Source organism: Enterococcus sp. 125944 (assembly GCF_051909435.1).
GTDB classification, from domain to species: Bacteria; Bacillota; Bacilli; order Lactobacillales; family Enterococcaceae; genus Enterococcus_D; species Enterococcus_D gallinarum.
In genome coordinates, this window is the sequence record NZ_JBQASY010000004.1 from 57,429 (window position 1) to 72,609 (window position 15,181).

10 protein-coding genes and 1 pseudogene are annotated in these 15,181 nt (G+C 41.0%); 8 read left to right on the plus strand and 3 right to left on the minus strand.

The features are described 5' to 3' along the window. Positions 1-2: 2 nt before the first annotated feature. Entirely contained in the window at positions 3-872 is an 870-nt protein-coding gene (locus ACTFWY_RS05150) for an ROK family protein (protein ID WP_311828168.1), read from the plus strand. Positions 873-1,064: 192 nt separating this feature from the next. Here ACTFWY_RS05150 and mgrA read toward each other — a convergent pair whose 3' ends face one another. Both mgrA and ACTFWY_RS05160 read right to left on the minus strand, forming a co-directional pair. Then, entirely contained in the window at positions 1,065-2,063 is a 999-nt protein-coding gene (gene mgrA, locus ACTFWY_RS05155; RefSeq protein WP_113849338.1) for an L-glyceraldehyde 3-phosphate reductase, read from the minus strand. A 176-nt stretch (positions 2,064-2,239) separates the two neighbouring features. Beyond that, on the minus strand, positions 2,240-3,454 hold the full coding sequence (locus ACTFWY_RS05160) for an amidohydrolase family protein (protein WP_439926413.1): 1,215 nt from the start codon (positions 3,452-3,454) through the stop codon (positions 2,240-2,242). Positions 3,455-3,607: 153 nt separating this feature from the next. Here ACTFWY_RS05160 and ACTFWY_RS05165 point away from each other — a divergent pair. The 4 genes and pseudogenes from ACTFWY_RS05165 to ACTFWY_RS05180 all read left to right on the plus strand — a co-directional run bounded on the left by ACTFWY_RS05165 (position 3,608) and on the right by ACTFWY_RS05180 (position 10,437). Then, positions 3,608-5,745: pseudogene (locus tag ACTFWY_RS05165) on the plus strand (glycoside hydrolase family 65 protein). A gap of 382 nt (positions 5,746-6,127) precedes the next feature. Next, complete coding sequence (locus tag ACTFWY_RS05170) at positions 6,128-6,919, plus strand: MurR/RpiR family transcriptional regulator (RefSeq protein WP_029486465.1); 792 nt, start codon at positions 6,128-6,130, stop codon at positions 6,917-6,919. Between the two features lie 4 nt (positions 6,920-6,923). Next, on the plus strand, positions 6,924-8,366 hold the full coding sequence (locus ACTFWY_RS05175) for a glycoside hydrolase family 1 protein (protein WP_029486467.1): 1,443 nt from the start codon (positions 6,924-6,926) through the stop codon (positions 8,364-8,366). A 235-nt stretch (positions 8,367-8,601) separates the two neighbouring features. After that, on the plus strand, positions 8,602-10,437 hold the full coding sequence (locus ACTFWY_RS05180; RefSeq protein WP_311828152.1) for a beta-glucoside-specific PTS transporter subunit IIABC: 1,836 nt from the start codon (positions 8,602-8,604) through the stop codon (positions 10,435-10,437). Between the two features lie 397 nt (positions 10,438-10,834). On the opposite strand, the gene ACTFWY_RS05185 is transcribed toward ACTFWY_RS05180, so the two are convergent. Next, positions 10,835-11,707, minus strand: coding sequence for an AraC family transcriptional regulator (locus tag ACTFWY_RS05185; protein ID WP_060814421.1), 873 nt, complete (start codon positions 11,705-11,707; stop codon positions 10,835-10,837). A 316-nt stretch (positions 11,708-12,023) separates the two neighbouring features. Here ACTFWY_RS05185 and ACTFWY_RS05190 point away from each other — a divergent pair, with 316 nt between their 5' ends. From ACTFWY_RS05190 to ACTFWY_RS05200, 3 genes are read left to right on the plus strand one after another with little or no spacing between them, the layout of a single operon-like run. Next, positions 12,024-13,397 (plus strand): ABC transporter substrate-binding protein, encoded by a 1,374-nt coding sequence (locus ACTFWY_RS05190; protein WP_103300235.1) that lies wholly within the window; start codon positions 12,024-12,026, stop codon positions 13,395-13,397. Positions 13,398-13,409: 12 nt separating this feature from the next. Then, positions 13,410-14,339 carry a carbohydrate ABC transporter permease gene (locus ACTFWY_RS05195; protein WP_081131941.1) on the plus strand — a complete coding sequence of 310 codons (930 nt, stop codon included), beginning with the start codon at positions 13,410-13,412 and terminating at the stop codon, positions 14,337-14,339. Continuing rightward, positions 14,336-15,166 (plus strand): carbohydrate ABC transporter permease, encoded by an 831-nt coding sequence (locus ACTFWY_RS05200; protein WP_003125619.1) that lies wholly within the window; start codon positions 14,336-14,338, stop codon positions 15,164-15,166. The genes ACTFWY_RS05195 and ACTFWY_RS05200 overlap by 4 nt, the downstream gene beginning before the upstream one ends. The last annotated feature ends 15 nt before the right edge of the window (positions 15,167-15,181 follow it).

Genomic DNA, 15,181 nt, shown 5'->3' on the forward strand with positions numbered 1-15,181 from the left:
TGATGTATGGAGGCATAGAAGCAGGCGGAACAAAAATGAACTGTGCAGTAGCGGATCAAGAGGGGAAGATTATTGCTTCACAGCGAATCGCTACGAGAGAACACGCAGAAACACTGGCCGAAATTTTCCGATTTTTTGATAGGTATGAGCTGGCCGCGATGGGGATCGGCAGCTTTGGTCCAATCGGATTGGATCCCAAGCAAGCCAACTATGGGCATGTTTTGGCAACACCTAAAGCGAGATGGCAAAATTTTGACTTTTTGGGGACGTTAAAACAACGCTATCCGATTCCAATGGTTTGGACAACAGATGTCAATGCAGCGGCCTATGGGGAATTAAAAAAAGGGGCTGCTCAAGACTGCGATACCTGTATTTATCTGACGGTGGGGACTGGGATCGGTGCCGGTGTAATCGTGAATAACCAGTTATTCCAAGGCAAATCTCATCCTGAAATGGGGCATATCCGGATCAAACGGCACCCAGAGGATTCATATGTCGGCACTTGCCCTTATCATCAGGATTGCTTTGAAGGACTGGCTGCCGGTCCTTCCATCGAAGCACGAACGGGGCAAAAGGGAGAGACTCTTCTTGAAAATCATCCTGTATGGGAGCTGCAAGCCTATTATATAGCGCAAGCATTGGTCAATTATACATTGTCCTTTGTACCAGATAAGATTATTTTAGGCGGTGGTGTCATGAATCAGACCCACTTGCTGTCAAAAATCAGAGAACAATTTTTGTTGGAACTAGGGGGCTACATTTCGATTCCAAGCGTAGAAGAGTACATTGTTCCATGGCAACTAGTGAATGAAAGTGGCATCAAAGGCTGCCTGCAATTAGCCATTGATTGGCAAAAAGAATCCATCAACTAAAATGTAGCAAAAAATGTAGCAAAAAAGAACCAAACGACCGCGAGGGTTATTGCATCGAAGCATTAATAGCTTCTGGACAATACACACTGCGGTCGTTTGATTTCTTTGTTGTTTGGAATGAAGCTTCCGCCTTCTTACTCAATGCGGGGCAATAGTTCCCCCATGGGAAAGGCCAGCGAGCAAATCAAACGCTTATTTCTTTAAAAGCACTAAAATTTCGTCGATCTTTTTTAGTTCTTCAGCAGAAAAAGTTAATTGGTCCAAAGCCCGGACATTTGCTTGTAGTTGACTCAAACGAGAAGCACCAATCAATACGCTAGCAACAGTCTCTTGACGCAACAGCCAAGCTAATGCCATTTCTGCCAAACTTTGTCCTCGCTCTTGAGCAATATCATTCAATTGTCTGACTACATTTAAGGTTGGAGCTACACGATCTTCTGTCAAAAAAGGACTATCTGAGCGATGCGCTCGAGAGTCTTCGGGAATACCATGCAGATAACGATCAGTCAATAATCCTTGTGCCAGAGGGCTAAAGACGATCGCACCTAATCCTTCCTCTTCTAAGACAGCTGTTAATCCATCTTCGATCCAACGATCAAACATATTGTAGCGAGGTTGATGGATGATAAAGGGGGTTCCTTGGTCCTTCAAAATCTTGGCGATTTCTTTTGTTTGTTCTGCAGAATAATTGGACACACCAACATAGAGGGCTTTTCCTTGCCGTACTAACAAGTCCAGTGCATGAGCCGTTTCTGCCAATGGTGTGTCTGGATCTGGGCGATGATGGTAAAAAATATCGACATAATCTAGGCCTAGACGTTGCAGGCTTTGATCACAGCTGGCAATCAAATTCTTCTTAGAACCCCATTCACCATAGGGACCAGGCCACATATAGTAACCAGCCTTTGATGAAATAATCAATTCATCCCGATAAGCCTGTAAGTCTTCTTTTAAAATGCGGCCGAAATTCTTTTCTGCCGATCCTGCAGGGGGACCATAGTTGTTGGCCAAATCAAAATGGGTAATGCCTAGATCAAAGGCTCCTAGGATCGTTTCCCGCTGTTTCGCAATTGGATCTGTATCACCGAAGTTGTGCCATAGACCAAGGGAAATTGCAGGAAGTTTTAAACCTGATTTTCCGACACGGTTATATGTCATGCGTTCATATCGTTGCATATTTGCAGTATACATGGTAATCCCTCACTTTTTGTATTCGCTATCATAAGTAAACCGAATAATCGGATCAGCGTCAAGCGAAATCAGCAAAAGAGAGGTGACCGAATCATTTTTTGTGCAACCATTGATTCGTAAAAAGCCGATTTCCTACATTTCTGTAGCAAATCGGCTTTTTTGTCAGTAATTATTGGTTATGCGTTGTAGATTGGTTGTCCTTTAAAGAAACTGCAGCTGACGTGACCTTTGCGGGCGACAAATTCAGCCGTTGAAGAAACAGGGGTCAAAAGAAAATCAGCAGAATCGCCAACTTTTGGCCATTGTTGATTTCCTTCTTGATCTAATGGCACTCTGCCATCTGTTACCAAGCCTAATGCCTGGGTCAATGCCTCTTGTGATTGAACGCCAAAAATCTCTAAATAACGAGCGAGCTTTTCTTGCAAGGAGCCGTCACCCAGTGATGACCAAGAATCATAAATATTGTCACAACCAATGTGAACAGTAACCCCATAACTTTGTAATTCTTTAAGGGGAGGAATCGTTCCCTGACTGATTGGAATACTTGAAACGATATGAATGTCCTGATCTGCTAAAGCTTGAAAAACTTCTGTGCGTTCAGCTCCTTCAAAATCATTTAAGCCAAAGGCATGGCTGATGAAGACATTGCCTGCCATAGCATATTCTTTGGTCAGCCGAATGATTTCTTTGATCGTTGCACGACCGGCTTCTTTGCGGTCATGTAGATGAATGTCTATGCCAACATTGCCTTTTTTTGCCAGCTCAAAGGTTGTTTTTAATGATTGCTGATAATCTTGATCTAATGTATAAGGATCGACCCCACCAATGAATGCAGCTTTACCAGTAGCTAATGCTTCTTCGATTAATGCGACGGCATTTGATCGCAGCAGACCGTGTTGCGGGAACAAAACAAGTTCCGAACCAAATGGTTTGTCAGCAAGCAATTCAGTTAGTGCATCAAAATAGCGCAGTTCAGTCATTGGTTCAATATCAATATGGGAGCGAAAGGACACGACACCATGAGGCAATTCTAAATCGATCAATTGTTGTGCCCGTTCTTTAATCGAAAGAGGCAATGCATCCAATTGAGGAATCTCTGTTTCAAAACGTTCTACTAAGTTGGCTGCCGGTGTGACAGGACGCCATGGAGTTCCTAATTTGCTTTTATCCAAATGGCAGTGTTTTTCAATCAAGCCGGGTAATAATAACTGGCCTTGACCATCGATAACAGTTATTCCTGGCGTGTCTTTCCATTCATCCATGGGAAGGATCTCGGTAATTTTTTCTTCACTGATCCCAATCGCCGCCCGTTTGGTTTGGCTGCCAGAGGTCCAGCCATTTTCTTTGATGTAGCTTGGTTCCATTCGAATATTTGTTAGCCATAAATCCAAGTAATCGCCTTCTTTCAAGTTTGTTTCATGGTACCATACTCTATCAGAAGAACCAAAGTAGATGCCCCTCCCAGCTGAAGTCGGATTCTTTGCATTGGGTGTTTAGTAGTGTAGGATAGAACTGAAAGAAAAAAGCGGAGGAGACGAACAGAGATGGACAAACGATTTTTATTGCAGGCACAAGAACTCTCTCATCAGAAACCGGAATATTTAGAAACGTTGTTTGCTGTGGGGAATGGTCAAATCGGTGTCCGAGCAGGGCATCCCCTTAAAGTGAATGCGTACTATCCTGGGAATCCCGGGGCTTTTGTCAATGGTTTTTTTGACAGTGAACCGATCCAATACGGCGAATGGGCTTATGGCTATGCTAAAGAACACCAAACCATCTGCAAGTTACCCAACCTGCGGGGGCTTTCTTTAAGCATTGGACAGAGCAGTCGTCGGACAGCGTTTGGCAGACGGAACAAATCCAGCTGACATTAGATATGGCAGAAGGCATCCTTCATGAGTCTTACCATGTAGAAACCCCATTAGGAAAAAGCTTTGATCTTGAGATGCAATCTTTTGCCTCCATGACGCGCAGTGAATTTTATGTTTGTCGTTACACAATCAAAAATGCAAATTTCACAGAGCCAATCACTGTTTCCCATCCATTGGACCAGCGCTTCACAGTCAATCAAACAGATGATCCTCGTGTTGCGAATAAAGAGCATCAGCTTCTGAAAGAAGAGCATGGCGACTATGCCATTTGGACAGCCCCTCATAGTCAAAAAAAACTGGCGATTCGGGTGATAGGCGGCGATGGGCAAATCCAATCTGGAGAATCCCTGACGACGATTTTTCAACTGCGATTACAAGAAGCAGAGGACGCACCCTTTTATCAAGAAGCGGTTGATTTTGAAACATTTGTTGCCGAACAGAGGGAAAGCTATCAGCAGTTTTGGGCAGCGAGTGATATCGAGATCACGGGTGATCAAGAACTACAAAAGGGGATCCGCTTCAATCTGTTTCACCTGAATCAGGGGGCAGGACGTGATGGCAGAACCAATTTTGCTGCCAAGGGGTTGACAGGTGAAGGGTATGAAGGTCATTATTTTTGGGATACTGAAATGTATTTGTTGCCTTTTTTTACTTACACCAATCCAGACACTGCGAAAGCATTGCTTACTTATCGAGCAACTATTTTACCGCAAGCGCAAAAACGGGCACAAGAGCTGAGCCAAGACGGTGCACTGTTTGCATGGCGCACCATTGATGGTCAAGAAACGAGTGCCTATTATCCTGCCGGAACCGCACAACTGCATATCAATGCCGATATCGTTTATGCTTTTCAACTCTATGAACGGGTCACAGGAGATGTCCGCTTTATTGAAGAAGTCGGCAGTGAAGTCGTTTTCGAAACGGCAAAATTTTGGTTGAGTTATGGTGATTTCATCGAAAAAGACGGCAAACCTTCTTTTTGTATCAATGGGGTCACCGGACCTGATGAATACAGTGCATTGGTCAACAATAACTTTTATACCAACAAAATGGCTCAAAACAATTTATATTATGCCATTGAACTGGCGAAACGATACGAAAAGCATATGGAACTGATCGATCAATGGCAGCAAGCCGCAGACCTCATGTATTTCGGTTATGATACGTCTCGTGGACTTACCAAGCAAGATGATGAATTTCTTGAACAATCTGTCTGGCCTTTTGAAGAGACACCAGCTGCTAACTATCCCTTATTGTTGCATTATCATCCGATGATAATTTACAAACATCAAGTCTGCAAACAAGCGGATACCGTATTAGCGCAAATGCTTTTTACGGGTGATTTTACCCTAGAACAACTAAAACAAGATTATCAGTATTATGAAAAAGTCACCACTCATGATTCTTCGCTGTCTCGTTCGATTTTCAGTGTGATGGCTAGTCGTATCGGAGAAACAGCAAAAGCATATCGCTATTTCATGGATACGGCATTGATGGATCTGACTGATTTGCAAAAAAACGTCGTCGATGGCATCCATGCGGCAAATATGGGAGGCAGCTGGCTAAGTTTGATTTATGGTTTTGCTGGTCTTTATTATGATGAAGGCATTCGCTTGTCCAATCACCTACCAAAAGAAATAACAGAACTTGCCTTTAAGCTTTTTTATCAAGGGGAAGAATTGCGAATTACTTTAAAGGAAGGTAAAGTTGAGTGTCAGCTAGCTCCTGAAACTGAATTATTTATTGAACAAACGGGTAAAGACATCTGGGTGAGAAAAACTAGCAAAGAACATCTGAAAGAAGGTCTGTAAATAGAGCATGACAACATTCTATAATGAGCAGATGTCAGCAACCGCTCTGAGGTTGTAAGCCGTGAGCAACTGTTTGCTGGATCATTCGCAAGAATCAATTGGTAAAAAAACAATTGATTCTTTTTTTTTCGTAAAAAGGCCCCCATTTTATTCAAACTCTATGCCCCAGCAATACGAACTGTCTAAAAGCTATCTTCAGGTGACATGCAATGAATCTTCTAATCAAGGAGTCGTGATTGATTGATAAACTGGAAGGGAAGGGCAACAAACTTAGTTGATTTCCTAGGATATTCCTTGTGGGTGCAAGATATGCACCCCATTTTTGTAAACGGATACGCTATACTATGGATACAATCAAACTTGGCCAAGGGAGATTAAAAAAATGGATAATAATCGATTGAATTTTATTTATAAGCTGAATCATATTGTGAACGAAAATGAAGTAGGAACAGTGGAATTTGAGTTGGCAAAATTTTTCTTGGATAACTTTAAGAGTGTGGCACGATGGAACATTTATCAAATTGCGGAAGAAAAGCATGTCTCGCGAGCTTCAATTAGAAGGTTTGCCAAACAATTAGGGTACGAAAATTTTTTGGAAATGAAAAGAAACGCAGAAACATTTGATGATGGCATCAGTGAATTTCAGAAATTTTATGGGTATGAGGATTTCTTGTCGAAGCTTCAAAGCAACATTGTTTCTTTAATGGAAGAACTCAGCTTACGCTTTAACACACAAGAAGTCGATCGCTTGGTTCGACTGATCAATAGCAATCAGGAGGTAATGATTTTATGCTCCAGCAATATCGCAGGGAGCGTCAAAACTTTTCAGCAACGGATGGTTATTTTTGGCAAACGAATCACATTACTAACCTCAAAAGATGATCTAACTGTCGCATTAACCACTTATAAAGAGCCACTGATCATTGTTTTTTCACTTTCGGGTCTATTTGTTTCTTCCATGCTAGATGTATTTAAAGAGATTCCAGCAACAGCGATCTTGTTTACCAACAACCGCAACCCAATTTACAATCGTTACTTTGACAAATTATATCATTTAAGTTCACAAACACATGAGAAAGAAATCAATGAGTTGCTTTACTATACCTATGGCATTGATTTTGTCCTTGATTTATTATTCAACGGTTATTTACTTAAATATAAGAGAGAAGGCTAAGGTCATGCATTTTAAAGATCAACCAACATTTCCAGATAATTTTTTGTGGGGAGCATCAAGCGCTGCTTGGCAAGTAGAAGGCGCAGTGGCAGAGGATGGTCGTTCTACAGCGATCATTGACTTGAATAGTAAGAAAAAAAAGCCCTATACCGATAATTCGATTGCAGCTGATCATTATCATAAATACAAAGAAGACGTTCAATTGATGGCTGACGCAGGATTTACCTCTTATCGTTTCTCTATTGCTTGGCCTAGAATTTATCCAGATAATTCTGGTGTTCCGAATCAATTAGGCATTGATTTCTATAATCAGTTGATTGATGAACTCGTTGCTCATGGGATTACACCAATCGTTACCTTGTATCACTATGACATGCCGGTATGGGTAGATGAAGAGTTTAATGGTTGGTATGATCGTGGGATCATCGATGCCTTCGATCAGTATGTCAGAACTTGCTTCAATGCGTTTGGAGACCGTGTAAAATACTGGCTAGCAATCAATGAACAAAATATGCAGATCGTCTATGGTGATTGGTTAGGTGTCTGTAAGTATCCAGAGACGTGGTTCGAAGACAAATGGAGAGTCAACCATATTATGAATCTCTGTCATGCTAAAGCAGTTATTGCTTGTCATGAGTTAGTTGAGGATGGGAAAATTGGACCCGTTCCTGGGATGGTTCCGTTTTATCCTGAATCTGCTAAACCAGAAGATCAGATTGCAGCAATGAATGCCGAAGAATTAACCGAAAAAATTTGGAATGATTTCAATGCCAATCGTGAATACAATGGATTTATCAAACGTTACTGGAAAGAACACAATATTGATCCAGATATTCGCCCTGGAGACATGGAACTCGTTGCCCAAGCAAAAATTGACTTCTTTGGCATTAATTGTTATCGCAGCAATGTTGCAAAAGAATCACCGGCTGATTCACAACGTCAAGAAATTGGGTTGAATAAGTCTGGGAAAAAAGGAGAATTCGTTTATCCAAATTATCCAGGTATTTTTGCTCAAACAGTGAATCCATTTGTAGAGACCACGGATTGGGACTGGGAGATCGATCCCGTTGCCATGCGTTACTTATTACGCTATATGGAGGATCATTATCATTTGCCGATGATTATAACGGAAAATGGTTACGGTGCCCATGAAACGTTAGGAGAAGACGGCAAAGTCCATGATCAAGAACGAATTGCATTCTTGAATGACCAAATCTACCAAGTTGGTCTAGCCATTGAAGATGGGGCAAAAGTATTTGGTTACAATCCATGGTCCTTTACGGATTTATTGAGCACGGGAAATGGCATGGCAAAACGTTACGGGCTTGTCTATATCAATACGACAGATGACGAATTGCTTGATTTGCGAAGAATTCCTAAAGATTCTTATTATTGGTACAAAGAAGTGATTCATTCAAATGGGCAGTCCCTGAAACGTCCAGAGTGAGAAGGAAACGGGGTACAACTATAAATTTGTAACATAAAACAGTAGACACTATACTATCCGAACGAAAGTCATTGAACGGTGCGAGTAATCGTATTTTTATGACACTGATCTTGCGGTTCCTAGGAGCAAAATCAGTATCGTTCGGATAGGCAGTTTGCTAAGAAACAGATGATCCAGTTTTGATTATCAAATGAAATGAAAGCGATTTATAAAATGAAATGAGGATGAATCGGCTATGACAAATTATAGTGAACTAGTTGAGTATATCATCGATCACATCGGCGGAATCGAAAACGTGCAAACAGCGAACCATTGTGCTACTAGATTACGACTCCAATTGAATGATCCATCCGCCTTCGATGATGATCAGCTGAAGAAAAATAAACTGATTTTAGGTACAGTAAAAAGAGATCACGATGTTCAATTAATCATTGGACCAGATGTCCCTAAGGTATATGCAATGTTTATGGAGAAATTAGAGCATAAAAGTGAAAACACATCCACTGATCGAAAAAAAAGAAGGTTAAAAGATTATGGGGCATTAGTCGTTGACTTTATCAGTGGTACCTTTGTTCCAGTATTGCCTATCCTTGTAGCAGCCGGATTGGTATCTGCCGTTTTAACTATTGGTGTGACCTTTTTCGGATTATCTGCAGAAAGTGGAACTTATACGATTTTAAATGCAGTGAATGATGCTGGATTCTATTTTTTGCCTATTTATATTGGATTTAGTGCTGCTCGCAAATTAGGTATCAATGGCATGATGGGGATGTTCCTAGGGGCAATTCTTGTTCATTCACTGATCAATGGTGTAGAAGGACTTACCTTCTTAGGCCTTTCTGTACCGACAATGAGTTATAATACCACAACGATTCCAGTGATATTCGGGGTATTATTTATGGCAGTGATTGATCGAATCGCGGATAAATTGATTCCCCAGTCTATCAAATACTTTGTTAAACCATTGCTTGTCATTTTGATCACAGTACCGGTAACCTTGATTCTATTAGGTCCTATCGGAAATGAAGTGGGAGGCTATATTGCTAATGGCTTGAGCTTTTTGTATGATAAATTAGGCTGGTTTTCCGTTGGTTTGTTGGGGGCAACGACACCTTTACTTGTGATGACAGGAACAAACCAAGCATTGTTTCCACTCGTTTTTGCAATGCTAGGAGATTATGGCTATGACTCATTTGTCATGCCAGCAATGTTAGCAGCGAATGTCGCCGTTGGTGCTTCAGCGTTAGCGATTGCGTATAGTGAAAAGAATACCGAGAAAAGGGCCCTAGCACTCTCTTCTGGATTAACTGGCGTGATGGGAATCACTGAACCTGCTATCTTTGGTGTCTTGATCAATTACCGCAGTGCCTTTATCGGGGCAATCACAGGTGGAGCAGTTGGCGGTATTTTAGCTGGATTTGTTCAACTGAAGCAGTACGCAGTCGTATCACCAGGATTAATTGCCATTCCGACATTCATCCCAACAGATGGCTCTGGCTTTAACGCAAACTTCTGGTTTTCGATCATTGTTATTCTGCTTGCGATTTGTGTCTCATATACTCTCACTGTTTTCATGGAAAAGAAGCGTATTAGAGAAAATAAACTCAATCAGGCGAATGAAGCTGTAAAAATAAATAGCCCTGTAAAAGGAACGGTTGTCTCTTTGGAATCAGTGAATGACCCGATGTTTTCAGAGAAAATGATGGGAGACGGCATTGCGATTCTCCCTGAGGATGACGTCGTTTATGCTCCATTCGATGGCTACATCATCATGACTACCCCAACAAAACATGCTATCGGATTAAGAGGAGAGAATGGCGTGGAACTTTTGATCCACATTGGGATCGATACGGTACGTCTGGAGGGGGATGGCTTTACTCTTCATGTGGAAGAAAATCAATATGTGAAAGCAGGTGAACCGCTGATCTCTTTTGACAGACAACAAATCAAAGAAGCGGGATATGATGTAACGATACCTGTCATTGTCACAAATACTCCCGAACATGGTAGTTTTGCTAAAACGATTCAAGAGCAAGTAAAAACGGGGGACTATTTATTCTCTACCAATTAATTGAGTGCTGTTTATTCTATTTGATCCGTACAAGGAAGTTCTGTGTAGATGAAGCATTTGGGTAGCAAGTCATTCTTCTTTAGAGCGTGGAACAAAAGTTTTTTCCTTTTGTTCCACGCTCTAAACACGCCTACACAGAGGGAGCAGAAGCAGCATCTTCGAAAATAAGTCAAAATACCCCAAAAATTGAAAAGCAAATTTCGTGGAGTCCTCTGTTATCTCGGCAGTTAACCCTCCTGTCTCCCCCGCTTTTTTATTACTCCTTCGAGAGAACAAAAAAGAGATCTGGAAGTCTCCGATCTCTTTTTCTCTGATGAACTATTGCCTATTCTAGATAAAAATGATAAATGCGGTTTCAACGATTTGGAATCTATTTCGGTTTTGTTTGCGTAGTTATTTAGTGAAAGCCGAAAATATTTTTTTGAAATTTCATAGGAGAAGTGCCAACCATTGATTTAAAGACGTGATGAAAGGTTTTGACGCTAGAAAAACCTGAGCGGGCAGCTACTTCTGCCATGGGAACCAGCTCTGTTCCTAAAATATACTTTGCCCGATGGATGCGGTATTCTGCCAGATAACTGGTAAAAGACATCCCGATATTTTTTTTGAAGAAGCGTGAGAAATAACTAGGACTAAACCCCACATGATCAGCAACATCCTGAATCGTGATCGCATTTAAATAATTGGACTCAATATAGTCGAGGATGGTGTCGATCTGGAACAATGTCTCGCGATTTTTTAATGTACTATCTAAAGCGGCTTTTTCTGTTTTTTTGTTCTTCAATGGCAGTTGGTACAAGAGATTCGCTAATTTATACAAACTGCTCAAAATACTGTATTGATACCCTTCACGCTGTTTCTGGTTTTCATGATAAATAGAAAGCAAGATAGTCTGGATCTCTTTTTGGATCGGGGTAGGCCAATCTTTACTGTAATTGACGACGGTCTCAAATACTTTGGCCAATGGACGATCATTTGGCGAGATATTGTCATGCCCTTGAAAGAGTTTGATATCAAATTGATAAACGATTCGTTCACTATTTGGCGAAGACAAGAAGAAGTGCGGTTCACCACTAGAAAAAAAATAGATCTCGTCTTCATGCATTTGAATGATCTCGTCATCCACCCCTAATCTGACAGTTCCTTCCAAACAATAAATAAATTCAATTTCTTTGTGCCAGTGAGGATAAGTGATCGACCACCCTTCATTTGTAAAGGTTTTGAAAGGGAACAGCGGATTGATTTCAGGAATTTCCAAGTATAAGCTCATGTATTCTACTCCTTTGTTCTATAGATAGTGATGCGGTGTTGCTCTCTTTATTTTACTGTGTGATGTGCCTGATAGAATAAATGTAATCGATTTCTAATTTAGAAAATAGAGCCAAACAAAAATCGGGAATAAGGAACACATAACTCGGGAAGAAATATGTATTTTCGTTTTGTATAGTATAAATTGTAAAGAAAAACAGACAGCATTATTTTGGCAACATGAAGCAATCATTTTGTAAAAAATAATCCGTCTGATTTTCTTTTTGAACTATTGTATGCGCATACAAATGGAATATAAAAAGGCAGGAGCAAAGAAGATGAAAAAAATTGGTCTACTCATTTCCACATTGGTTATAGGCGGAAGTTTTTTATTATCGGGATGTGGGAGCAATGATGATGCTGGTGATCAAGCGAGTAAAGTTACCCTCAATTTTTCTTTTTGGGGCGATACATTGGAGAAAGATTCGATCGATAAATTGATCAAAAACTTTAATGAATCACAAGACGAGATCCAAGTAAAAGCGCAGCAGATCCCTTATGACAATTATATGGAGAAGCTAAACACACAAGCTAGTACCAAAACACTTCCAGATGTCGGCTATATGGTTGAAACAAGCACGGCAGAGTGGGGGAAGAGCGGCAACTTAAGGGATCTGACAGAGCTGTATGAATCAGGAGGACCATTTGAGAACAAAATCGCAGAGACACGCTCGGAGTACAACGGGAAAGTCTTTGGATCGCCTGCAGGGCCAGGAATGCTTACACTGTTCTACAGTACGAAATATTTTGAAGAAAAGGGGGTTGAAGTCCCACCTCATGACGTCAATCAAGCGTGGGATTGGGATAAATTTGTATCCATTCTGAAAGAACTGACAGTCGACCGAAATGGCAATCATCCAGGCGATGCTGGTTTTGACGAAAAAAATATCAAAACCTATGGGATCTCCAATTTTACTGGTCTAGGCTATGAATCTTTCTTAATCAGCAATGGCGGTGGGGTGCTTAGTCAGGACGGCAAACAGATCCTGATTGGAACAGATGCTTCGATTGAAGCGTTAGAGAAAATTCAGGATTTGATGTACAAAGATTATGTGATGCCGAAACCCTCACAGGCAAGTACGATTCCTTCAACTGATACCGCAATGCTGACAGATAGGGTAGCGATGACGATCACAGGATCTTGGGACTTACGTTCTCTGGGGGACGCTATCGAACAAAAAGGGTTAGCGTTAGGTATGGGTGTCTTACCAAAAATGGGAAAAGTCGTTCAAATGAATTTTGGTCCGCCAATCGTGGTTTTTGATAATGAAAACACACAAGAACATTGGGAAGAAACCAAAACATTTTTAGAGTATCTTTTAGACCCTGAGAATAGTTTAGATGTCATCGATTCAGGATTATGGTTACCTAACCAAGACAATTGGTTCTCAGATGAAACGTACCTTCAAAAATGGGCCGTAAGCGATCGTTCACCAGAATATAAAAAAGAAGCACTGGTTGAAGCAAAAGAGCAAGCGTTGACAAAAAACAAGGCCTTCTATAGCGAAGATGCTGCTTCGATCGAGCAAATCGTGAACCCCGCGTTAGAACAGGTCTGGACTGGCAAGAAAGCTCCAAGAGAAGTAGTTGAGGAAGACATTTTGCCAAAACTAGAGAAACAGTTCGGGGACAAATACGAGTATGTGAAGTAGGTGGACGAAGGAATGATCACACTTAAAACAGATGAACAATCTAAAAAGAAACAATATGATTTACACAAAGAAGAGAATCGTGCAGGGTATGCTTTTGCAGCCCCTGCAATTCTCGGATTATTGATTTTTACCATCATCCCCATGATCGTTAGTCTGATTCTCAGTTTTACGGATTATAATGTCATCGGTGCATTCAAATTTACCGGCATCGATAACTACCGTACGATTTTTATGGATGATCTGTTTTTCAAAAAATCGGTGGTTGTGACATTCACCTTTGCTTTTGGCAGTACGCTAAGTAGTTTGATCGCTGCACTAGTGATCGCATTGTTGATGAATGTCAAAGTTCGAGGACAGGCATTTTTTCGAACATTGTTCTACTTGCCGGTGGTAGTTCCAGCGGTGGCTTCAAACATTTTATGGATGTGGTTATTCAACCCGGATTTTGGCTTGCTGAATTCTGTTTTGCAATTTTTCCATTTGCCGCCGTCTAACTGGATTTTTGATGAACAAACAGCGATCCCATCTTTGATTTTAATGGCCGTATGGGGATGTGGCGGTACCGCTCTGGTTTTCTTAGCTGGGCTGCAGGATGTTCCCCAAGACCTAATGGAGGCTGTGGAAGTAGATGGCGGCAATTGGCGCCATAAATTTTTGTATGTGACATTGCCAGCCATCTCGCCCATCATTTTCTTTAACTTGGTGATGGGGTTGATTGGGTCTTTCCAGACATTCTCGCAAGCATACATTATGACTGGAGGCGGCCCCAATAATGCGACCTTGTTTTACGCATTGTTGATCTACCGCAAAGCATTCCAAGAAAATCAGTTTGGTTATGCATCCGCATTAGCATGGATCCTATTTGTGATTATTGGTTTGTTTACTATGCTGGTTTTTGGTACGGCAAAAAATTGGGTGTATTATGGAGGGCAAGAAAAATGACCATGAGAAAAGCAAAATACATGATGTATGTTCCATTAGTGGTGATTGGACTGATCTCATTGGTTCCATTTTTATGGCTAGTACGCAGCTCGTTTATGGATTCCTATGAAATTTTTGAGTTCCCCCCTAAGTGGCTACCTGATCAATTATTATTTTCTAACTACGCAGATGTCTTTCAAGTTTTGGATCTAAAGACCTATCTCGTTAACACGTTTTTGATTATTATTCCCTGCATTATCGGGAATGTCTTTACTTCTTGCTTATGCGGTTACGCATTTGGCCGCTTGAACTTTAAATACAAGAATATGTGGTTTGCGATGGTCATTGCGACAATGATGCTTCCAGGTGCAGTGACGTTGATTCCGACATTTATGATGTGGAATAAATTAGGATTTGTAAATTCCTTTGTACCTTTGATCGCCCCAGCCTTTTTTGGCGGTGGTGGGTTCAATGTCTTTTTGATGCGACAATTTTTTGCTGGTATCCCAAAAGAATTAGATGAAGCGGCGATCCTAGATGGTGCAACCCACTGGCAGATTTTTTATAAGATCATGCTTCCGTTAGTTAAACCTGCCATGATGGTTGTAGGATTTTTTACGTTTATGAATACTTGGAATGATTTTTTTGGCCCCTTGATTTACTTGAATGATCCTAGCAAACAAACATTAGCTCTCGGATTATTGCAACTAAAAGGGCAATTTTCTTCTCAATGGAATATCATGATGGCGGCTTCTACATTAATGACGATTCCTGCGTTAGTCTTGTTTTTCTTCGGTCAAAAGTATTTCATTCAAGGAATCAGTCTTACTTCTGGAAGCAAAGGCTAGTTTGCCTCGTAATAA

Coding starts and splice junctions, on each gene's coding strand:
- ACTFWY_RS05150 (WP_311828168.1), top strand. CDS start 3: ATGTATGGAGGCATAGAAGCAGGCGGAACAAAAATGAACTGTGCAGTA.
- mgrA (WP_113849338.1), bottom strand. CDS start 2,063: ATGTATACTGCAAATATGCAACGATATGAACGCATGACATATAACCGT.
- ACTFWY_RS05170 (WP_029486465.1), top strand. CDS start 6,128: ATGGATAATAATCGATTGAATTTTATTTATAAGCTGAATCATATTGTG.
- ACTFWY_RS05175 (WP_029486467.1), top strand. CDS start 6,924: ATGCATTTTAAAGATCAACCAACATTTCCAGATAATTTTTTGTGGGGA.
- ACTFWY_RS05180 (WP_311828152.1), top strand. CDS start 8,602: ATGACAAATTATAGTGAACTAGTTGAGTATATCATCGATCACATCGGC.
- ACTFWY_RS05185 (WP_060814421.1), bottom strand. CDS start 11,707: ATGAGCTTATACTTGGAAATTCCTGAAATCAATCCGCTGTTCCCTTTC.
- ACTFWY_RS05190 (WP_103300235.1), top strand. CDS start 12,024: ATGAAAAAAATTGGTCTACTCATTTCCACATTGGTTATAGGCGGAAGT.
- ACTFWY_RS05195 (WP_081131941.1), top strand. CDS start 13,410: ATGATCACACTTAAAACAGATGAACAATCTAAAAAGAAACAATATGAT.
- ACTFWY_RS05200 (WP_003125619.1), top strand. CDS start 14,336: ATGACCATGAGAAAAGCAAAATACATGATGTATGTTCCATTAGTGGTG.